The sequence below is a fragment of the Enterococcus innesii genome, assembly GCF_022846515.1.
GTDB lineage: Bacteria > Bacillota > Bacilli > Lactobacillales > Enterococcaceae > Enterococcus_D > Enterococcus_D innesii.
The window spans coordinates 1636998-1658525 of record NZ_AP025635.1 but is presented as its reverse complement, the minus strand read 5'-3'; the positions used below and the strand labels follow the sequence as shown (position 1 = coordinate 1658525).

Sequence of the window (21528 nt, the reverse complement as noted above, 5' to 3'; positions counted from 1 at the left end):
AAGGATAACGGGACACGGAGATGTGCAGCGATTTACTAGGGGAATAGGTGGAATACGCAATATCAGTGCATTTTTTAGTGAGATAGACCGTGACCGATTGGGGAAACTTTGCCGCGGTCCCTACATAATGGAGAAAACAGATGATAACTTTTGAGAATGTATCCAAAGTCTACCCAAATGGGGTCAAAGGATTACAGAACATAGATGTAACGATTGAACAAGGAGAATTTGTGGCAATCATTGGTTTGAGTGGTGCTGGTAAGAGTACCTTTTTACGCTCGATCAATCGCTTAGTGCCAATCACTGAAGGAGATATCCGGGTAGATGGCAAATCAGTTACGAAAGCCAATAAAAAAGAATTGCGCTTGATTCGTCGACAAATCGGATTGATCTCCCAAAGCTTCAATTTGGTCAAACGTAGTACTGTCCAAAAGAATGTGCTATCTGGTCGTTTGGGATATTACGGGACCTGGAAAAGTATTTTAGGGTTGTTTACGAAAGAGGACTACGAAAGAACGAAAGAAGCGCTAGCGACTGTCGGCTTGTCAGACAAACTGCAAACGAGAAGCGACCAGTTGAGTGGTGGTCAACAGCAGCGAGTATCCATCGCCCGTGCCTTGGTTCAACAAGCGCCGGTGATTTTAGCTGATGAACCCGTGGCATCACTAGATCCCATCACGACAGAGAAAGTGATGGAGGATCTGAAGAAGATCAATCAAGAAATGGGCAAAACGATTGTCATCAATCTGCATTCGATTCCCTTGGCTCGTCAGTATGCGACAAGGATCATTGCCTTAAAAGCAGGTGCGATCGTTTTTGACGGCAACGCAGCCGCTTTGACAGATCAGCGTTTAGAACAAATCTATGGCAAAGCAATTTTTGAAGAAAAGGCAGGAGAAATCGATGAAACTGAAAGAAACAGTTCATTTTAATTGGTACAAGCACCTGCTGCTGGTTCTTTTATTGCTGCTCTTTTTTCAAAGCAGTGCCTGGATCACGGGGGCTGATTTTGCCCAAGTGTGGTCGAATCGCAGCCAGATGACGGCTTTCATGGCTCGGTTTTTGCATCCGGATTTTAGTTATTTACCGCAACTGATGATGCCCTTGATCAAGACATTGCAGATGTCCTTTTTAGGTACCGTTTTAGGAGTAGTCGCAGCAATACCGGTGAGTCTGTTGGCGACGACAGTCGTGACAGAAAGCCGTTGGGTCTCTGTGCCGATGCGTTTTCTCTTAGGGCTGGTGCGGACGATTCCCAACCTATTGTTGGCGGCATTGTTCGTAGCGATTTTTGGGATCGGTGAAGCCACTGGTGTTTTGACCATCGCGGTCTTTACCTTTGGTATGGTTTCACAGCTGATGTTCCAAGCGATCGAAACCATTGATTTTGCGCCAATCGAAGCAGCAGCGGCGGTAGGGGCAAATAAATTTCAAGTGACTGTTTGGGCGATCATACCTCAAGTCATCAGCCAGTTTGCCAGCTATACTTTTTATGCCTTTGAAGTCAATGTTCGAGCTTCGACGGTGTTAGGATATGTTGGTGCCGGCGGGATCGGGGTCATCCTGAACGCCTCATTGGCATTATTGAATTATGAACGGGTCTCAATCATTATCTTGACGATTTTGCTGACGGTAGCGATCGTTGATTTTCTCAGTGAGCGGGTAAGGAGGTCATTCCTATGATGATCAGAGAAGTGAAGAAAACGACTTGGCTATTATGGGGACTCTTTGCTATCTTACTGGTATTATCCGCAGCGACGCTGGATTATTCCGGATTGAGTACTTTTTCCTTAGCGATGGGAAGAGATGTCCTGCAAGGGTTGAGTCAGCCAGACTGGTCTTTCTTTTACGACGGTAGCGGGGAGGATTTGTGGAGCTTATTGTTACTGACGATCGGCATCGCTTGTCTAGGAACGATGATCGCAACAGTCTGTGCGATACCGGTGACTTTGCTGAGTGCCGCCAACCTATGGGATTCTGCGCCGTGGGTCGCGAAGGTCGGCAAAATGATCTGCAATATCTTGCGGGCATTTCCAGAGCTAGTTTATGCGATTATTTTTGTCCGTGTGGTAGGTCCGGGACCTTTCGCTGGGGTTATGGCGATCGGTGTCCACCAGATCGGTATGCTGGGCAAGTTGTTCACCGAAGAAATGGAAGCCATGGATGAACGCTTGACGGAAGAGATGCAAGCAGTTGGGGCCAACTTTTGGCAGACGATGTTTTTCGTGCGGGTCCCTTACTTAGCACCCATCTATAGTTCCTTTGCATTGAATCATTTTGAAATTGCGGTCCGCAGTGCGGCAACGTTAGGGTTAGTCGGTGCTGGCGGGATCGGTGCACCATTGATTTTTGCTATTCAAACCAGAACCTGGAGCAAGGTAAGTATTATTTTGTTGGGCGTCGTTGTGACCGTCTTCTTATTAGACCAGTTGACTGGAATCATCAGAAAGAAATTGAGATAAACCTATGAATGTATTGCATATATCAGATATCCATTTTCGAGAAAGTTACCTGCCTTGTGAAGAAGGGTATCAAGGAATGCTGGCAGCCATGCAAAATCCCTTGATTCCTCTGGAAGAGTGTATCCAGGATGCCAAGGCGCGAGGGGCGATCGATTTGGTGGTGATCAGTGGCGATTTGACCGAAGATGGCGCGCCTGCCGATTATGCCTCTTTGAAGCGATATTTAGAAAAAGCCTTTGGCTCAGTGCCGTTCGTGGTAACGCTAGGTAATCACGATATCAAACGGCATTTTCGCCAAGGCTGGCAAGGTAAGTCAGTAGAAACCGCCAGTGATACGCCTTTTAATCAAGTCTATGAAACGGAGACATTGGCGGTCGTGACTTTCGATAACTCCTGTTATGGCTATGCCGACGGTATCGTAGATGAGCGACAGTTTGAATGGCTGCAAGCCACGCTGGCTCAGCTCAAAGAGAAAAAGATCGCCTTTGTGACGCACCATCATTTGTTGCCTTATCAAGCAAGCACGCCGGCATGGGCCGGTGCCGATCGTTTGGTAGCATTATTGCAGCAGTATCAAATCTCTTGTATTCTCAGTGGACATACCCATCATGCGTTTACGGGAACGATCGCAGGGATCCCTTACTATACTGTGGCAAGTATGTCGTTTGTCGGGGAAGATGAAGGCGATGGGATGGTCCGTTTTGAAGAACGCTATGGATACAATTTGTATCGTTTTGAGGAAGGTGCGCTGGTTCATCAATCCTCAGAAAACTATCGACCGAACCGTGTATTGATGCGGGTCAACATGCAAGGATAAAAAACAGACGTTCCGTCAACGCTGCCTTTAGCAGCAGAAAAGGAACGTCTGTTTTTGTGTAAAAAAGGCTTAACCTTGATTGCCAAAGGTTTTGACAACTTCAATCGTGCCGTCGATATGGAAAAACAAGGTATAGTTTTCTTCGGTTTTGATACCGTCAAAGCGGCGAGCATAATACGTGACCGCATCTTTGAAGGTTTGTGGGGGAACCCCTAAAAAATCAGCGCATGCCGCCAATGTTTTGCAGCCTTCTTCAAAACAAGCGATGATATCATAGGGCGTGACCACGATCGCAGAACCAATGTCGCGGGCTTTGCGTTCTTGTTTGCGCTTTTCGTTGGTGTCTTGGGCGGTAATGTCGCCAGCACTGGTCAGATAATGACCGATTTCTTCACCGATGGTGCTCAAGAGGTCTTCTTGTGATTGGTCAGGGTTCAAGTAAATATGGTGATCGATGTACAATCCTTGCTGACCATCAGGCATATTTTTATCGAAAATAAAGTGCAAGTCTGGGTAGGCGGCCATCAGTTCTTCTACTTTATCCATTTCCATCATTCCTTTTGGGCGTGCCGCTGTTTTATAAATTCAATATAGCTGAGGATATCTTCCATCTGCTCATCGGTGACGTCATCATCAATATGGGCCGCAACGGTTTGAACTTTTGCAGAGGGCGGAGTAAAGCCTGCCGGGACTTGTCTGCCTAATAAAAAATCGGTGGATACTTGAAAAATCTCTGCGAGTTTGACGATGGTCTCGCCATCGGGTTCGTTACGATCATTTTCGAAATGCGAATACGCTGCGCGGGTGATCCCTAGCTGATCTGCGATCTGCTGTTGGGTTTGATTGGTTCGTAGTCTGAGTGTTCTTAGCCGTTCGCCAAGCATGAGTGATCGCCTCCTTTTTTGTAGTATAGCACGTTGGATATAATTTGTATCTATTTTTGTATTATTTGATATAAAAAATATCACATCAGTTGACGATACGAATCGTATCTTTTATACTGGAAACAGATGATATGAATCGTATCAAAAAGAATGGGGGAGGATCATGGATACATCGATCGTAACAGTTGTCTTGCCGTCACTCATTACTGGTGTACTTACTTATTTGGCTACCCGAGTATCCAGCAAAGCGAATTTGGAACAAACGAATATCGAAAATGCCCAAAAGCTTTACCTGAAATATGAACAGATCAATCAAGAATTGACCCATAAAATCGACCAGTTAGAAGAAGAAGTCCAAAAGACCGCCAAAACCTACCAAGAAGAAGTCTTGGTCTATCAAGGAAAGCTTGCTACTGCCCAAAGCGAACGGGATTTTTTGCGGGCAGAAAATCAGGTGCTGAAAGAATTACAGCGAGTAAATCAAGTGCCTGGGACGCGTGAAGAGAAGCAACATTCAGCCGTTGGCTAATAGAAAAAAACTGCTTATCCGTCAATAAGCAGTTTTTTTTCTAGTTTTTATTCTTTAATTGATCATTTGTTCATTCACGTAGGCAGCATAAAGCGGGTGATTGCTGATCAATTCTGCATGGGTACCTTGACCGGTAATGGTACCTTTTTCTATAAAGTAAATTTGATCGGCATCCACGATGGTCGATAAGCGATGAGCAATCACTAATGTCGTGCGCCCTTCCATCAAATGATCTAACGCCCGCTGGACCTTTTCTTCCGACTGAGAATCTAGGCTGGCGGTCGCTTCATCCAGCATCAGCAGCTTGGGGTCTCGCAAGAATGCTCGTGCGATGGCGATCCGTTGTTTTTGCCCGCCAGATAGTTTGACGCCGCGTTCGCCGATTTGTGTTTCTAGTTTTTCGGGGAACTCTTGGACGAACTGATCGGCATAAGCCAATGCCAGTCCTTGCCACAATTCCTCCTCTGACAGCGTCCGTCCCAATCCGTATTGCAAGTTTTCCCGAATCGTACCGGCAAAGACCGCACTGTCTTGGGAAACATAGCCAATCTGTGCCCGCCAGTCCTGCAGATCAATGTCAGCTATCGGCTGTTCACCAATCAGCAAGCGCCCGCTGGTGGGTTCATAAAAGCGTTCTAGTAAAGCAAAAATCGTGGATTTTCCGCCGCCGCTTGGTCCTGCAAAAGCAATCACGGTGTTGGGTTTGGCTTCAAAAGAAATGTTTTGCAAAATCGGCCGTTTGGGATCGTAACTGAAATCGATCTGTTCTGCCCGTAAGACAGCGCCATCGATGGCGGCTTTGGGTGCTGCTTGAATTGGTTCTAGCGGCGTATCCAAAATTTCTTGGATCCGTTCCGTAGCACCCATCGCTTTTTGGACTTGCGAAAAGAACATCGCAAACGTCGTCACCGGCGCAATAATATTAAAGAGATACAGTAGAAAAGCGATCAATGCGCCGCTCGTCAAGGTGCCGGCTTGGACGCGGATCGCGCCATAACCGAGGATTCCTACGAGTAAGCCCAGCATGGCCGTCGTCATGATTGGCTGCAAAATCGCACTAACTTTCGCATCCTTGACCCCAAGGGTAAAAATTGCCCCAATGTTGCGCCGACCGTTTTCTTGTTCACTGGCTTCTCCGTTGCTGGCTTTGATCAAACGGATCTCTGAGAGCTTTTCGCTGGCATCCGCATTGAAATCGGCGGTCGCTGCTTGCAGCTGGCGTCCTAGTTTCGACATGATCTTGCCGATCGGCCACATGATCAAGGTGATCAAAGGCACCGCACTGAACATGATCGCCGCCATCTGCCAATCCATCAAAAACAAGATGATCATCGAACCAACCAATTGGATCAAGCCAGTGACAAAGCTGGGAAATTGCGAGGTGACTAGTTCTTTGATCACCGAAGTATCGTTGACGAGTCGCGAACTGCTTTCCCCCGACTTGTGGTCATCAAAATAACTGACTGGCAAATGCAGCAGATGTTTCCAAAGACGTTCCCGCAATGTTTTCACGGCACTTTCTCCCACATAGCGCAAGAGAAAGCCGCCTAAAGTGCCTACGCCTAATTGCAGCACAAAGGCTAGGATCAAAACGACCAGCATGGAGGTGCTGAACGTGGGGGTGCCACTGGCATCGACTAGCGTTTTCGTCAGCTGCGGCACGACCAAACTGGCGGCACTTGTGATCAGGCTGAAGAGCATCCCTAAAAGAAACAAGCCTTTCTTGGGATTGACACTGATGATCAGGTGGATAAAGTCTTTCATTTTAAATTTGTTTTTGTTCACTGTTGGTGTCGTTGTTTCCATTCGTTTTCCTCCATAGCAAGCAAGAGGGCTTACCGCTTTTTCTTTTTAATTAAGTGCTATTAGAAATCCTGCCAATCATCCTCGACTGTTTCGTCTTTAGAAGTTGAAGTAGGGTTTGGTTTGTGGTCTTGTCTGCTGAAAGGGTCAAAGAAATCTTTTGGTGCCCATGCTTGCCATCCCTCGTCTTGGCGATGGCGACCAAATGGCATGCCGCGATGTCCAGGAAATGGCATTTGCCGCATGGCTTCCTTGATCTGTTTTTTCATTTGGCGCCGCTCGTCAACGCCCATGTCTTGCCAAGCAGCTTTCATTTGTTGGCTCATCTTTCGACGATCCTCATTCGTCATTTCCTGCCAATTTCCACCCCATTGCTTCATCATTTGTTCCCGGATCTCCTGCATGGCTTGCAGACGATCCATGGGATCAACAAAGCGTTGCGTCTGTTGCTGAAAGTCAGCCTCCCATCCAGCAGCAATGTTTTCAAGCAGACGGGCAAATTCGGTTTGTTCTTCCTCTGTTAACCCAGCAAAAAATGTTTGACTGTTGGCGGCTTCTTTTTGTGCCAGTAATTTTTCTGCTTTTTTTTGTCCAGTCTCTGTCAGATAGATTCGTTTGATCCGTTTGTCGGCTGCATCTTCTTTGCGCTGGATATCCCCACTGTTTTCCATTTTCTTCAATAGTTCTGCCAAGGAACTTGGCCGTAAATCTAAAACTTCTGCGAGGTAATTTTGCACCAAGCCATCTTCTAAGTTTAAAACGGCAAGGACGCGTTGCTGTCCAGAAAGGCGTTGGTTGTTTTGGCTCATAAAGGCATTGCTGGCTTCGCTGATAAAACGAAGCTGTTTCATTAAGTGATCGGTCATTGTACTCATTGAGAACACTCCTTTTGGATTATCGTTCGGTACCTAACGATATCGATGGATTGATTATAGTTCGGTGCCGAACGAATGTCAAGAGAAAATAGTTTGTTTTTTTCTAACAAAAAGTAAGCAAAAGGATTGACTTACTAAAAGTAAGTTTGGTATGCTGAGTCCATCGTTTAAGAAAACACAATATAAGGAGTACAAAAGAATGGTCTTTGGATTTGGGAAAAAAGAACAAATAATTGAAAAAGAAGTGATTAAAGAGGTGTATCGTATCCCAGAAAAGAAAAAAGCGCAAAAAATCGGAATCATCGTTGGCAGTACGAGAGAAGGCCGCGTGAGTCCGCAAGTAGCCAATTACGTGTTACAAACAGCACGAGCACATAACGACCGCTCGTTTGAAATCATTGATATCAAAGACTACGACTTACCCTTTATGGGTACAGGCGAAGCGAACCAAGCGTGGAACGAAAAAATCGCTGAATTAGATGGCTACATCTTCATCGTGCAAGAATACAATCATGGGGTCTCGGCTTCCTTGAAAAATGCGTTGGACAGCGCCCGCGAGGAATGGTTCAACAAAGCAGCAGCAATCGTCAGCTATGGTTCAGCAGGAGGGATTCGGGCCGCTGAGCAAGTTCGCTTGATTTTGGCGGAACAAAAAGTAGCCACGGTGCGCACTAATCCAGCCTTCAACTTATTTACTGATTTTGAAAATTTTGCCACCTTTACTCCTGGCGAACATATGACGGCAGGAATGAACGATATGTTGACGGAATTATTGGACTGGGCAGACACATTTGCCAATCGTTAAAAAACAAACGAAAACAATCTTAGGAGGAACCTATCATGAAATTTGGTATTATTTTAGGCAGTACAAGAGAAGGACGCGTTAGTCCGCAAGTCGGAGCATATATTCAAGAAATTGCTACTCAACGGTCAGAGCATCAGTTTGAGATCGTGGATGTAAAAGCATTTGATTTACCGTTTATGGGAACGGCTGAGCCAAACATGGCATGGAACAAAAAAATCGCTGAGTTAGATGGCTATATCTTCATCGTGCAAGAATACAACCACGGTTTTGCAGCTTCCTTGAAAAACGCCGTAGATTCTGCTCGGGAAGAATGGTTTGATAAAGCAGCTGGGATCGTCAGTTATGGTTCTGGCGGTGGGATTCGGGCCGCTGAACAATTGCGCAACGTATTAGCTGAACAAAAAGTTGCCACCGTGCGGACTAACCCAGCCTTCAATCTCTTCACTGATTTTGAAAATTTCAGTACCTTCAAACCAGGTGCGCACATGGCTGCAGGTGTCAATGACATGCTAGATGAATTGTTGTTGTGGTCAACGGCTTTTGCCACGATTCGCTGATCTGTTTTAGGATGTCACCATTTATCATCGATCATTTGCTGTTTCATTCATTGGATGGAACAGCATTTTTTTGCGTTTCCAAGGGACGGTTTTCACTGGAAAGGCTATTTCACTGAAAGAATGACTAAAAATCGGGTATACTAGAAGAGCAGAAGATGCGGGCAACTGCGTTCGATTTTTCCAAAAACGAGCACGCAACCAGTAACAGAGGAGTGAACAAGAGCATGAATCTACTTTTTGCGATTGATGATCGATTCAGTGAACAATTAAAAACAACGTTATATTCAATCAAACGTCATACGACAGCAGCATCTTTCGATGTCTATGTTTTACAAGAAAAAGAATTGAGACAAGGTGCAGAGCTAGAGGTCTTTTGTCAAAAATTGGCGATGACCTATCATCCCGTCGTCATCGGTTCTGGTTCGATCTTTAAAACGGCACCAGTTAGTGACCGCTACCCAGAGTCGATCTACTATCGATTGTTGGCACAAAATTACTTGCCGCAGCAGGTGGAAAAGATCCTGTATCTAGATGCGGATATTTTGTGCATCAATGATTTGCGCCCCTTGTATGAGCTGACGTTAGGGGATTTTCTGTATGCCGCCGCCAGCCATTCTAAACTGACAGAAGTGACAACAGTCATCAATAAAGTCCGTTTGCGCAATTATGAGTCGGAAGGCTACTATAATTCAGGCGTTTTGCTGATGAACGTGCATCAGCTACGGCAAGAGGTCAAAGAAACAGAGATCGCAGCCTTCATTGAGAAAAATCATTTGAACCTCTTTTTGCCGGATCAAGATATTTTGAATGGGTTATATGGCGATCGGGTGCTGGCGATTTCTGATCAGCTCTATAACTATGATGTACGGAAAAACCGTACGTATGAGACGATCAGCCTAGGGGAATGGAGTTTGGATTGGGTCATCGAACATACCGTTCTGCTGCATTTTTGCGGCAAAGAGAAGCCGTGGAAGAAAGGCTATCGCAGCCGCTACGGTTCGTTATACAAATATGTAGAAAATGAACGGCGGAAGTTTGAAGAGCAGTAATCAAATAAAGTGTGAGGAAGAAAGCTTTACTTGGAGAAAAGACAAGTAAAGCTATTTTTTTCGGTCATTTTTTGAATGGGGTTCTTATAGAATGAAACTAGTAGCATCTAATTTGCTTCCGCATCGATAAGGAAACACCTTGTGTTCAAAAAGAAAGCGCTATCTATTATGATGGCATTATCAACCCATTGCCATGCTAAATCAGGTGAGCAACTGTTTTATTCAACGTAAGGAAAAGCAGTCCTACACCATTATTTAGCAGCTACTGAACATAGATAATGAAAATGAGTGTATTCGTTAAGGAGGAAAACAATATGAAAAAAGCATTGATCATTTGTGCAGGAGGCATGTCTTCATCTGTCATTGCCAAAAAAACGACGGAATATTTTAGAGAGCGAGGAAAAGCGATCGAACTAGATGCCACTTCTGCATCACAAGGAGCAGCCACGATCGCCAAAGATGACTACGACTTATACTTAGTCAGCCCGCAAACCAAAATGTATTTTGCGAATCTAGAAAAAGCTGCCATCAAGCACCAGCGGCCAATCGTGAATATTCCGCCTCAAGCCTACGTACCGATACCGATGGGCATTGAAAAATTAGCTGCTGTGGTAGAACAAAATATCAAATAGCAGTTCAAACAAGTAGCCAGATGAAAATAGGTTGATGAAAAAGGTTGATGAATAATGTTGAGTAAAAAAGAAATCATCATGCTAAAGATGCTCTACCAAAACCGTAACACCTACATTAGCAGCAAACAGATCGCAAATCAACTGGGGGTCTCGGATCGGACTGCTCGCAAGTACGTTCAAGGTCTGGGACTTATCCTGAGGAACCATAAGATAGGTCAAATTTGTGCCAAGCAAGGACAGGGGTATCGCTTGAATATCACTGACCAGCGTTCCTTTGATCGATTTTATACAGAGAAGACTAACCTCAGGCCAACAGCTGATGATCTAACCACAATCAATGAAGCCAATGACCGGCAATATTTTTTGCTAAATCAATTATTATTTGGCCACAAGCCCGTTTTTGTTGATGATTTAGCAGCGGATCTATGTGTTTCACGCTCGACGATTTCAAATGATATCGTTGAAATCAAGCAATTATTAAAGCCTTATACGATCGAGTTGAAACATCGAACCAGTCAAGGCATTTATGTTGAAGGATCTGAAAATAGTCTGCGGCATTTCATCATGAATTACTTTTTCATGAATCGCCTGCAAGACAATCTTTATGCTTTCTCGATGTACAAACATCTGTTAGAAGGTATAGCGATCGAGGAGATCGTGATCATCGTCTTGGACACCTGTCGTAAATACTTTTTGAAACTCTCTGATTTTATGATCTATACGATCGTCCTGCATTTAGGCTTAGCGATAAAACGGCTGCAGTCGGGCTTCGAGATCCAGTTGCATCCACAGGATCCTGAATTGGAACAAGAAGCAGAATACCAGTCGGCTATAGAGATCGTTGAGAAGATTCGACAACAAATGGGCATTGCTTTGCCACCAGAAGAGGCTTTTTATATCGCCATTCACTTAAAAAATAAGCTAGTTTCCGAAACTATCCGCGAACAGATCGATTTAGATGACAATGAGGTCAAGCAGCAGCTCTTAGCTGTTTTGCATAAAATCGATCAAGAAACCGGCTTTTGCTTAGCCGAAGATCCATTGTTGATAGAAGGGCTGATGATGCATATCACCCCCTTATTGCAACGATTGAACAACGGCACGAGTATGGAGAATCCTTTGCTAGGTACGATCAAGAAAGACTACAATGATTTTTTTCAGCTAACAATTCGGTATTTTTCAGATGTCCCCTTCTTTGCCCCTTATACAGTGACCGAAGGAGAGCTTGCCTATTTGACGATCCATTTAACTGCTGCGATGGAACGCTTAGCGAATCAACAAAAAGCCAAGGTATTAGTGATCTGTGCAACGGGGATCGGTAGTTCACAGATGCTAAAAAACCGTTTAGAACATGAACTTGGTTCAAAAATCGTGATTGAAGATATGATCAGTTATTACGAAATCAGTGAACAAAAACTAGCAGGGATCGATTTGATCATCTCGTCCATCAAAGTACCAGATGTGGTTTTAAATATCCCCATCGTCACCGTCAGTGTTTTTTTAGATAAAAAAGATATCCAAAAAATCAATCGCCAGTTGAAGCAGTATAAAATCAAAAAACAGTATGGCAGCATATTGAAACAACAGTCGAAATCTTTATCTGACAAGGAGCGGGAATTGATTGAGACCAGCTTTCACTCAGAACTTTTTCTGCGGATAGAGGAAGAGACTGACAAATCGACTGTTATGGATCAGTTGCTGACGAAAATTGAAGACTTGGAAAAACGCTCAGTGAAAGAAGCGCTAGGTAAGCAGCTTGCTTTGCGGGAAGCGTATAGTTCAGTCGCTTTTTCTGATCATTTGGCGGTGGCACACCCCATTGAACCAATTACCAATGACGCATATGCGGCCGTTGCTATTGTGAAGAAGGGCATAAAATGGGATGACGAGCATGACCAGATCCAGCTGATTTTCTTGCTTTCTCCAGATCGATTGGGGCAAGTAGAATTGAATAAAATCAGTCAACTGTTAGTACCAATTATTGAAAATGAGTCATTTAGAGATGCACTCATAGCAAGTGGTGATTTTGAACATTTTATGAAATGTTTTATTGGGTATCACCTAGAAGCACATATATAGCACATGTAAGGGAGAAAGAACAATGGAATCAGAAAAATTACAAGAGACCGCTTTTCAAATCATTCTTAGCAGCGGGGATGCCCGGACGATCGTTCATGAAGCCTTTCAAGCGATGCGCCAAGGGACTTTTGATACAGCACAAGCAAAACTGGATCAAGCAAATGAAGCGTTAGTTGATGCTCATAAAGCGCAGACTGGCTTATTACAAGAATATGCTAGCGGTGAAAAAATCGACATGGAGATCATCATGGTCCATGCACAAGATCACCTGATGACAACGATGACTTTACGAGAAGTGGCGATTGAAATGCTGGCGTTATACCAGCGAGAGCGGTAGAAAGGAAGGGAACAAATGACCAATCAAGAACAACAGAAAAAAATGGCAGAAAAAAATTTTCGGTTTAATCGCTTTTTATTTCTAAGGTATGTATTAGCAGTGTTTTTCTTTGCAAATCTTTATTGGTTATTGGCTGCGATTGCCAGCAATGCCCTACTCTTGATTCTTCCGCTGTCGCTGTTGGTTTTGGCTATTTTGGCAATTGGAGAATACGTGCGTCTTTATGGCAACCACTCAGAGCAAATAACAGAAAACCTACGATGGACGCGCTTGTTTTATCTTTGTCAACTGACGATGAATCTCCTTTTATACGCCGTTTGTTTCTTTTCTCCTCTGTTTTCATTCGTTTTTCCTTTTCTTGATAATACACTGGTCAATCGAGGGGTTCTTGCGCTCTGGCTGGGTGTGGGATTGGCATTAGCTGCGTTATGTTTACAACGTGTAAATAAGATCCGCCGCAAAAAAGATATGTATTACGGATATATCAAAGAATACAAAAAACTCATTGAAGGGAAGTAGTTACAATATGGAACAATCAAATAGCAAGTTGTTCAGTCTCTTAGAAACGGCCGTCATGGGTCCGTTAGGAAAAGTGGCACAGTTCAAAATCGTACGTGCCATCATGGCTGCTGGGATGGCTTCGATTCCTTTTACCATCGTTGGCTCGATGTTTTTAGTTATCAATGTGCTGCCGCAGACCTTTACCTTTTTAGAAGATTTCTTCAATAATACTTTTTTCAGAGTCAGTGATTTGTATATGCTGGCAAACAGCACGACAATGGGACTTTTGGCCTTATATTTTTGTATCGTTCTCGGCTATGAATACACCAAGATCTATGCGGAAGAAGAAGAGTTGGATCTTGCGCCTATGAGTGGGGCGTTACTATCGATGTTTGCCTTTTTCATGTCGATCCCGCAATTGATGATCGTGGACGGTAGCATGTCACGGATCACCGATCAAGAAAATGCCATCATCAATGGTTGGGCGATCGGTGGCGATGGGGTGGAACGATTAGGGACGACAGGGATTTTTACCGGTATCATTATGGCGGTGTTGGCCGTTCAGTTGTACCGTTTATGTGTGACGAAAAAATGGGTCATCAAAATGCCTGAAGAAGTCCCATTAGGGGTTGCCCGTGCCTTTACAGCATTGATTCCCGCCTTTGTTGTGGCCTTCACGGTCCTTATCATCAATGGCGCATTAGTTGCAGCAGGAACGGATATTTTCCAAATCATTGCGGTACCTTTTGGGTTTGTTACCAATTTGACCAACAGTTGGTTAGGGTTGATGGTGATTTACTTTTTAGTCAGTGCATTATGGTTAGTAGGGATTCATGGTGCAAATATCATTTTCTCTGTCTTGACACCGATCACCTTAGGAAATTTGACAGCGAATGCCGAAGGCGCCAACTTTGCATTAGCAGGCGAGTTTAACAATGCGTATGTGACTGTTGGCGGTTCTGGGGCAACATTAGGACTTGCTTTATTCTTGGTTTATCTAGCGAAATCAAAACAATTGAGAGTGTTAGGCAAAGCTTCGATCATTCCAGCGTTATTCAATATTAATGAGCCGTTGATTTTTGGGATTCCCTTGATTTACAATCCTTTCTTGGCGATTCCCTTTTTCTTAGCACCGATGGCGTCTGCATCGATTGCCTATTTTGCAATCGAATTGGAAATCATTCGGCCGATGATCGCCCAAATGCCTTGGCCGTCCCCAATTGGTATCGGCGCATTTATTGGAAGTGGTGGCGATTGGAAAGCTGCAGTTTGTGCTTTCTTATGTGCAGGCGTCGCCTTTTTGATCTACTTCCCATTCGCTCGTTCTTATGATGCAGGCCTAGTCAAGCAAGAAGCCCAAGAAGGGGAGCAAGCAGTATAAATTGAAAGGAACAAGAAAGAAACGTCCACACGGGCGTTTCTTTTTTTAAGCGTTCTGTTCTGCTTTTTTTCGATTCGATGGTACGATGAAACGAGAGAGTCATGAAAAAAAGAAGGAGTGGAGAACATGAAATTTTTAATTTGGCTGGTCTGTGTGATCGGCATTGAAGCAACAGGAATCATCTCGAGTTTGTTTGCAGGGGACATTGCCGGAACGTATGCGCAAATGGAAAAACCCTTTTTGGCCCCTCCTGGCGGGATCATTGGGATTGTTTGGACGATTTTGTATGCTTTTATGGGAACGGCGTTGTATCTACTGATCGTAGCCAAAGTCAATCCAGCGCTTAAAAAGAATGCCTATATCTTTTTTGCGATCCAGCAAGTATTAAACTTCTTGTGGAGTATTGTTTTCTTTGGCTGGAATGCTTACTGGGCTGGAACCATCATTATTGTCTTGTTAGTGTTATCAGTGATTATCTGTATGATCCTCTTTGCCCGTATCGACAAAAAAGCGATGTACTTGTTTATTCCTTATTTGATTTGGTGTTTGTACGCAGGCTACTTAACGATCGGCTTAACTTTATTGAATACCTGATAGAAAAACCCTCTTCCAACGACACGTTTGGAAGAGGGTTTTTGTTTTAGATATAGTCTTCAGTCAATTCCATAAAGCTGGCAACATCTTTTAGGACCATGTCGATCCCTGCTTGCCAGAAGTCTGGTTTCGTTAAATCGACACCAAGGTGTTTTTGTGCCAATTCTTCGGTGGTCATTGAAGCAGTATCTTGCAATAACGCAATGTATTCTTCTTCAAAACTAGACCCTTTTTCATTGGCATACGCGTAGATCCCCATACTAAAGAGGTAACCAAAGGTATACGGGAAGTTGTAGAACGGCACATCGTCAATAAAGAAGTGCAATTTGGCTGCCCAGAAATGTGGGTGATAAGTCGCTAACCCATCGGCATAGCTTTCTTTTTGCGCCGCTGTCATCATTTCCGTGATTTGTTCCGCTGAAACCAAGCCCTTTTGACGAGCTTGATAGAAACTGTTTTCAAAAATAAAGCGTGCGTGGATGTTCATGAACATTGCGATCGCATTTTGCATTTTGGCATCCAATAGATTGATTTTTTCTTCTTTTGTTGTTGCTTCTTTAAGGGTTGCATCCGCAACGATCAATTCAGCAAAGGTACTTGCTGTTTCGGCAACGTTCATGGCATAGTTGCGATTTAATTCCGGCAGCTCCCAAAGAACGCTGCTGTGAAACGCGTGACCGAGCTCATGGGCGAGCGTCGCTACTTCGTTGACTGAATTGCTGTAGGTCATGAAAATACGAGATTCTTTGGTTTCTGGCAAGCTGGTGCAATAGCCGCCAGGACGTTTGCCCGGACGATCTTCTGCTTCGATCCAGCTTTTTTCAAAAGCAACTTGGGCAAAATCAGCCATTTTCGGGCTGAACTTACGGAAGTTGGTCAAAATAAAGTCAGCTGCTTCATCAAAGGTGTAGGTTCTTTCTTCCATGTCCCCAAGAATGATTGGCGCATCTTGGTCTTGCCATTCCATTTTTTCTTTGCCGAAAAGCTGGGCTTTGCGGGTCAAGAAATCAACGATCGGCTGTTTGTTTTTTTGGATCGTGCCCCACATAGCATCCAATGTCGCTTTTTGCAGACGATTGTATTCTAATGGTTCCTTCAAGTAATCAGTGACACCGTGAAGTTTGAAGGTAGAGAGGCGGAAACCGTCTAAGTGGTTCAAGGTATCCGCAAAGAGGTCTTCTTTTTCTGCCCACGTCTTTTCCCAAGTATCGAATAAACGCGCACGAACTTCCGGATCAGGATCGCCCATCATTTTATTGAAGGCTTGACCAGCTGACAACTTGATCGTCGTGCCGTCTTCTTGCAGGAAAGGAATTTCGATTGAGGCAACGATTGTATCGTAATGTTGGCTCCAAGCATTCAAGCCATCTAAATTTAAAGTGTTGATGATGGTTTCTTCTGCCTCGGATAACAACTCTTTGCCGTCGCGGCGAATCTCGCTTAAACGAAAAGCGACAGATGCTAAGTTTTCTGCTTTAACTAGTGCTGTCCAATCATCCTCAGAAATTTCTGTCAATTTTTTTGAAAAAACGGTTTGTGCTGCTTGCAGTGCTGGCAATTTTGCATAGAGGTCACCCGTCAGGATTTTGGCTTTGCTGTCATTGACATTGGCTGAAAGCAAGGCATTGATAAAGCTGCCACATTGTGAAAATCCTTGACTGATAGTTGCGGATAAATCAAGTAACTCTCCTAATTTTGCTGCATCGTCTTCGCTGTTGGGCGACCATGCATCGACTGTTGTTCGGTAATTTGCAATTTGTTCTTCCAGTTGGCTCATGCGTTCTTTTAATTGAACAGAATCGCTGCCTCCCGGAAAGATTGTTTCTAGATCCCAATTGATTGAATAGGTCATTCCTATCAAACCCCTTTCTTTTCCTTCGATCTTATTAAGTATAGCATAACGAAATTTGGTCGCAACCATCAGAATCCTTATGAAATAAGGGTTTTTGATGAAACTGTACCAAAAACAAAAAATGGAATGTATATCTCCTTGATCTATTGATAGGGCGGAAAAACGTCAAAAATAAAAAAACTATTACATCCTCATCAAATTCTTAGAAAAAAAACGATGGATAAATATTACATATGAAAAAAAACAGCGAGTAAAAAAACGTCTGAAGAGCGATATTCGCTTTTTCATGCATAATGCCAAATCCTTTGCGAAAAGAACACGAAATATACCACTACGAAAGCGTATACAATTAGGTAGCATAGAGGCGTAAACAGAAGAAGGAGGAAGAAAAATGCCAAATGCTATTCATGTTTTTTCAGAGATTGGACGCTTGAAGCAAGTCATGCTTCACCGCCCTGGTCGGGAATTGGAGAACCTTGTTCCTGATCATTTGAACCGCCTGCTATTTGATGATATTCCTTTTTTGGAACAAGCCAGAGCAGAACATGATCGGTTTGCGGAAGTCCTACGTCAAAATGATGTGGAGGTGTTGTACCTAGAAGATTTAGCTGCTGAATCGCTCACGTCACCAGAAATCAAACAGCAATTTCTCAAGGATTATTTAGCGGAAACAACGATCCAAAGTCCCGAGATCATCAAAGAAGTCACGGATTATTTTCTGTCTTGTGACAATGATCGGGAACTGATCGACAAAACCATGGCTGGTTTAGCCAAAAATGAACTGGAGCTGCCAAACACCAAGAGCCTCGCTGGGACCGTGGATGATCAATACCCATTTCTGATCGATCCAATGCCGAATTTGTATTTTACGCGCGATCCCTTTGCGACGATTGGAAACGGCGTTTCGTTGAATCGCATGTATTCAGAAACAAGACGGCGCGAAACGTTATACGGCAAATATATTTTTGCTCATCATCCAATGTTTCAGCAAAATCCGCCTCATATGCTTTATGATCGCGCCCAACCAACCCGCATCGAAGGTGGCGACGAATTAGTTCTGTCAAAACATGTGCTGGCGATTGGTATCTCGCAACGAACGGATGCCGCTTCGATTGAGCAGCTGGCCCGCAAAGTGTTCGAAAATGAGCCAAGCTTTGAATATGTCCTAGCGTTTGACATTGGTCAAGAGCGCAAATTCATGCATTTAGATACGGTATTTACAATGGTCGATCATGACAAGTTTACGATTCATCCAGAAATCGAAGGAGAGCTGACGGTTTATTCAATCTCACGAGCAGGTGATGGGGTGACGATCAAAGAAGAAAAGGACACGTTGGAAAATATTTTATGTCGCTATCTAGAACTAAATGCGGTTGAATTGATTCGTTGCGGTGGCAGCGATTTGATTGCAGCGGCTCGGGAACAGTGGAATGACGGTTCGAATACTTTAACGATCGCACCTGGCGAAGTCGTCGTATATGACCGCAATACCATCACCAATCAGAAGTTGGCAGAAGCCGGCATCAAATTGCACAAAATCTCCGGCAGTGAATTGGTTCGCGGTCGTGGCGGCCCTCGTTGCATGAGCATGCCATTTGTTAGAGAAGATATTTAAATCAGAGGAGGAATCATCGATGGAACAAGTATTTAAAGGAAGAAGTTTTTTAGCAGAAAAAGATTTTACGAAAGCCGAGTTAGAATACCTCATTGATTTTTCAATCTATTTGAAACAGTTGAAAAAACAAAATATTTCTCATCGCTATTTGGAAGGCAAGAACATTGCCCTTTTGTTCGAAAAAACGTCGACTCGGACACGGGCGGCCTTTACGACAGCTGCCATCGATCTTGGTGCCCATCCAGAATTTTTAGGCGCGAATGATATTCAGCTAGGCAAAAAAGAATCCGTCGAAGATACAGCAAAAGTTTTAGGCAGCATGTTTGATGGCATTGAGTTCCGCGGGTTCAGCCAACAAGTCGTTGAAGATTTAGCCAAATTCTCCGGTGTTCCTGTTTGGAATGGCTTAACCGATGAATGGCACCCAACCCAAATGATCGCTGACTTTATGACCATCAAAGAAAACTTCGGTACCTTGGAAAACATTACGCTAGTTTATGTGGGTGACGGTCGGAACAATATGGCGAATAGTTTGTTAGTGACGGGGGCGATTTTAGGGGTCAACGTTCGTATCTGTGCACCAAAAGAACTTTTCCCAGTGCAAGAAGTGACAGACTATGCCAACGAATTTGCTAAAGAATCTGGCAGTCAGTTGATGGTAACAGATGATATCCAAAAAGGCGTCAAAGATGCAGACGTCTTGTATACCGATGTTTGGGTGTCAATGGGGGAAGAAGACCAGTTCGAAGAGCGGGTGAAGCTGTTGAAAGATTACCAGATCAACCGCGAAATGGTGATGGCTACCGGAAAACAAGACGATGGCTTGATCGTGCTTCACTGCTTGCCAGCGTTCCATGATACGAATACGACGTATGGAAAAATGATCGAAGAAAAATTTGGCATTTCTGAAATGGAGATCACAGACGATATTTTCCGTAGTCACTGGGGTCGTCAATTTGAAGAGGCTGAAAACCGGATGCACTCAATCAAAGCGATCATGGCAGTAACCTTAGGCGATCTATTTATTCCTAGAGTGTAAGAAGGAGCAGTGAGCAGATGAGTGAAAAGAAACCAACGATCGTTGTCGCCCTTGGCGGCAACGCCATCTTAGCAGAAGATGCCAGTGCCAAAGGGCAAAAAGAACGGCTTAAACAGACGGTCGAGTATTTAATTCCCTTGATCCGAAAAGACGTCAATTTGATCATTACTCATGGGAATGGTCCCCAAGTGGGAAATTTGGTTTTGCAGCAGCAAGCGAGCGATTCTAGTAAAAATCCAGCGATGCCTTTAGATACCTGTGTCGCTATGACCCAAGGCAGTATTGGCTATTGGTTGCAAAATGAGCTGAGAACCCAGTTGAAAGCAGCTCAAATAGCGAAGCCGGTGGTGACTGTGGTCACGGAAATTACAGTCGATGCCCAAGATCCAGCATTTGCCCATCCGACAAAACCGATCGGGCCTTTCTTAACGGAAACGGCTGCCAAAGAAGCCATGGCGGCAACAGATGCCATCTATCGTGAAGATGCTGGTCGTGGTTGGCGGAAAGTCGTAGCCAGTCCTGCACCACAAGCGATCCAAGAAGTTGCCAGCATCAAAGCGCTGATTGAACAAAACACGATCGTCATTTGTGCAGGAGGCGGCGGCATTCCCGTGTTAGACAATGGCCTGGGTGTTGAAGCCGTGATCGATAAAGATTTTGCTTCTGAAAAATTGGCTCGTTTGGTCGATGCGGATCAGCTGATCATTTTAACGGGCGTAGAAAAAATCGCTTTGAACTTTGGCAAGGAAAATGAGCAGTGGTTGGATCATGTGACCGCCGCTGAATTGGAAACCTATGTCGATGAAGGCCATTTTTCACCAGGTAGTATGTTGCCGAAAGTGCAAGCCGCTTTGAACTTTGTCAAAATGGGGGCGGAAAAACAGGCAGTGATTACTTCTTTAGACAAGCTGGCGGACATCGAAGACGCTGGTACGCAGATCACCTGGAAATAAGCGAAGCAGCAAAGCAAGACCCAAAACATTGGAGTGAGAAAAATGATCGACCACCAAATAAAAGATCCATCAACAAGAGTGAACAGCTTTCAATGGCTGGAAGAAGAAAATCAGCAGCGGTTGAAAGAGCATATTTACTGCCGTACGTACAAAAAAGGCCAGGTACTTTTTTATGAAGGCGACGTAAGAGATCGGATATTCCTCGTGATAGAAGGACTTGTGCGGATCGAAAAAACCGACGGAACTGATTCCTATTGTTATGTAGATTTTGTTGGGCCTGATCAGTTATTTCCTTTGATTGGCTTGTTTGAAAGAGACAACTATGATGTATCGGCATTCGCTGCAACAGACATTGTCGTGCAGTTTGCAGCGATGTCGCTGTTTGAACCGCTAGTTGTTTCGTCTACAAGTCAGTTGCTGTGGCTCAATCAGCAAATGAGCCGTCAATTGGAAAAACAAAGACGCCGTGTCGAGTATTGTGTCACCTCCAGTGCGCAAACAAGAGTCGTCAATACGATTGGTCTTTTGATGATCGAACATGGGCAGACACAAGGTGAGCAGATTCGCATTCCTTTTCCCGTTTTTATCAATGATATAGCCAAGTACAGCGGAACGACCCGAGAGACAGTCAGTCAAACGCTCAAGGCGCTCGTGCATAAAAGAAAGATTTACTATCGCTACAAAGAACTCATTATTTATGACCAGGATTATTTTTCTCATGTTGCCAAATAATGGCTGGCAGCAAATAGGATTGATTCAATAAA

General features: G+C 44.1%; 23 protein-coding genes. 18 read left to right on the top strand and 5 right to left on the bottom strand.

Going from position 1 to position 21528, the window contains the following annotated elements; translation table 11 throughout:
• The first annotated feature begins 140 nt into the window (after positions 1-140).
• Genes phnC through ENLAB_RS07820 form a run of 4 tightly spaced genes read left to right on the top strand, consistent with a single transcriptional unit; the run spans position 141 to position 3279 of the window.
• A complete protein-coding gene (gene phnC / locus ENLAB_RS07835) occupies positions 141-932 on the top strand; it encodes a phosphonate ABC transporter ATP-binding protein (protein ID WP_005230661.1) in 792 nt (263 codons plus the stop codon).
• Positions 904-1683, top strand: coding sequence for a phosphonate ABC transporter, permease protein PhnE (gene phnE / locus ENLAB_RS07830; protein ID WP_010748971.1), 780 nt, complete (start codon positions 904-906; stop codon positions 1681-1683). Before phnC ends, phnE (ENLAB_RS07830) begins: the two co-directional genes overlap by 29 nt.
• Complete coding sequence (gene phnE / locus ENLAB_RS07825) at positions 1680-2462, top strand: phosphonate ABC transporter, permease protein PhnE (RefSeq protein ID WP_200126667.1); 783 nt, start codon at positions 1680-1682, stop codon at positions 2460-2462. The genes phnE (ENLAB_RS07830) and phnE (ENLAB_RS07825) overlap by 4 nt, the downstream gene beginning before the upstream one ends.
• Before the next feature lie 4 nt (positions 2463-2466).
• Complete coding sequence (locus tag ENLAB_RS07820) at positions 2467-3279, top strand: metallophosphoesterase family protein (RefSeq protein WP_244353343.1); 813 nt, start codon at positions 2467-2469, stop codon at positions 3277-3279.
• Positions 3280-3348: 69 nt separating this feature from the next.
• Here ENLAB_RS07820 and ENLAB_RS07815 read toward each other — a convergent pair whose 3' ends face one another.
• Positions 3349-3825, bottom strand: coding sequence for an ImmA/IrrE family metallo-endopeptidase (locus tag ENLAB_RS07815; RefSeq protein WP_034858679.1), 477 nt, complete (start codon positions 3823-3825; stop codon positions 3349-3351).
• Positions 3826-3830: 5 nt separating this feature from the next.
• Positions 3831-4163, bottom strand: coding sequence for a helix-turn-helix domain-containing protein (locus ENLAB_RS07810; protein WP_005230670.1), 333 nt, complete (start codon positions 4161-4163; stop codon positions 3831-3833).
• Positions 4164-4326: 163 nt separating this feature from the next.
• On the opposite strand from ENLAB_RS07810, the gene ENLAB_RS07805 reads away from it, so the two are divergent.
• Positions 4327-4692, top strand: coding sequence for a hypothetical protein (locus ENLAB_RS07805; protein ID WP_081116429.1), 366 nt, complete (start codon positions 4327-4329; stop codon positions 4690-4692).
• Positions 4693-4746: 54 nt separating this feature from the next.
• On the opposite strand, the gene ENLAB_RS07800 is transcribed toward ENLAB_RS07805, so the two are convergent.
• Together ENLAB_RS07800 and ENLAB_RS07795 are read right to left on the bottom strand one after the other, a co-directional pair.
• Positions 4747-6498 (bottom strand): ABC transporter ATP-binding protein, encoded by a 1752-nt coding sequence (locus ENLAB_RS07800; protein ID WP_244353341.1) that lies wholly within the window; start codon positions 6496-6498, stop codon positions 4747-4749.
• Between the two features lie 59 nt (positions 6499-6557).
• On the bottom strand, positions 6558-7370 hold the full coding sequence (locus ENLAB_RS07795; RefSeq protein WP_244353338.1) for a winged helix DNA-binding protein: 813 nt from the start codon (positions 7368-7370) through the stop codon (positions 6558-6560).
• Between the two features lie 199 nt (positions 7371-7569).
• Here ENLAB_RS07795 and ENLAB_RS07790 point away from each other — a divergent pair, with 199 nt between their 5' ends.
• The 9 genes from ENLAB_RS07790 (at position 7570) to ENLAB_RS07750 (ending at position 15305) form a co-directional block, all read left to right on the top strand.
• The gene (locus ENLAB_RS07790; RefSeq protein ID WP_244353336.1) at positions 7570-8175 is read left to right on the top strand and encodes an NADPH-dependent FMN reductase; all 606 of its coding nucleotides are present in this window, start codon (positions 7570-7572) and stop codon (positions 8173-8175) included.
• Between the two features lie 35 nt (positions 8176-8210).
• Positions 8211-8732 (top strand): NADPH-dependent FMN reductase, encoded by a 522-nt coding sequence (locus tag ENLAB_RS07785; RefSeq protein ID WP_077452405.1) that lies wholly within the window; start codon positions 8211-8213, stop codon positions 8730-8732.
• A gap of 224 nt (positions 8733-8956) precedes the next feature.
• Complete coding sequence (locus tag ENLAB_RS07780; RefSeq protein ID WP_244353334.1) at positions 8957-9781, top strand: glycosyltransferase family 8 protein; 825 nt, start codon at positions 8957-8959, stop codon at positions 9779-9781.
• 314 nt (positions 9782-10095) lie between these two features.
• Complete coding sequence (locus ENLAB_RS07775) at positions 10096-10413, top strand: PTS cellobiose transporter subunit IIB (RefSeq protein WP_096741869.1); 318 nt, start codon at positions 10096-10098, stop codon at positions 10411-10413.
• 54 nt (positions 10414-10467) lie between these two features.
• On the top strand, positions 10468-12492 hold the full coding sequence (locus ENLAB_RS07770) for a BglG family transcription antiterminator (RefSeq protein ID WP_244353333.1): 2025 nt from the start codon (positions 10468-10470) through the stop codon (positions 12490-12492).
• Positions 12493-12514: 22 nt separating this feature from the next.
• Positions 12515-12829, top strand: coding sequence for a PTS cellobiose transporter subunit IIA (locus ENLAB_RS07765; protein ID WP_096741867.1), 315 nt, complete (start codon positions 12515-12517; stop codon positions 12827-12829).
• A 15-nt stretch (positions 12830-12844) separates the two neighbouring features.
• Entirely contained in the window at positions 12845-13348 is a 504-nt protein-coding gene (locus tag ENLAB_RS07760) for a hypothetical protein (protein ID WP_244353332.1), read from the top strand.
• 7 nt (positions 13349-13355) lie between these two features.
• Complete coding sequence (gene celB, locus ENLAB_RS07755; RefSeq protein ID WP_244353331.1) at positions 13356-14711, top strand: PTS cellobiose transporter subunit IIC; 1356 nt, start codon at positions 13356-13358, stop codon at positions 14709-14711.
• A gap of 126 nt (positions 14712-14837) precedes the next feature.
• Positions 14838-15305 carry a TspO/MBR family protein gene (locus ENLAB_RS07750; protein ID WP_096741865.1) on the top strand — a complete coding sequence of 156 codons (468 nt, stop codon included), beginning with the start codon at positions 14838-14840 and terminating at the stop codon, positions 15303-15305.
• 46 nt (positions 15306-15351) lie between these two features.
• On the opposite strand, the gene ENLAB_RS07745 is transcribed toward ENLAB_RS07750, so the two are convergent.
• Complete coding sequence (locus tag ENLAB_RS07745; protein WP_194195619.1) at positions 15352-17157, bottom strand: M3 family oligoendopeptidase; 1806 nt, start codon at positions 17155-17157, stop codon at positions 15352-15354.
• A gap of 391 nt (positions 17158-17548) precedes the next feature.
• Between ENLAB_RS07745 and arcA the strand changes: the two genes are divergently transcribed.
• Genes arcA through ENLAB_RS07725 form a run of 4 tightly spaced genes read left to right on the top strand, consistent with a single transcriptional unit; the run spans position 17549 to position 21496 of the window.
• Positions 17549-18772, top strand: a complete 1224-nt coding sequence (gene arcA, locus ENLAB_RS07740) for an arginine deiminase (protein ID WP_200126665.1) — start codon at positions 17549-17551, stop codon at positions 18770-18772.
• A gap of 19 nt (positions 18773-18791) precedes the next feature.
• Entirely contained in the window at positions 18792-19811 is a 1020-nt protein-coding gene (gene argF / locus ENLAB_RS07735) for an ornithine carbamoyltransferase (RefSeq protein ID WP_244353330.1), read from the top strand.
• Positions 19812-19828: 17 nt separating this feature from the next.
• On the top strand, positions 19829-20764 hold the full coding sequence (arcC, locus tag ENLAB_RS07730; RefSeq protein ID WP_244353329.1) for a carbamate kinase: 936 nt from the start codon (positions 19829-19831) through the stop codon (positions 20762-20764).
• 42 nt (positions 20765-20806) lie between these two features.
• Positions 20807-21496 (top strand): Crp/Fnr family transcriptional regulator, encoded by a 690-nt coding sequence (locus ENLAB_RS07725; protein ID WP_096741861.1) that lies wholly within the window; start codon positions 20807-20809, stop codon positions 21494-21496.
• Positions 21497-21528 lie beyond the last annotated feature (32 nt).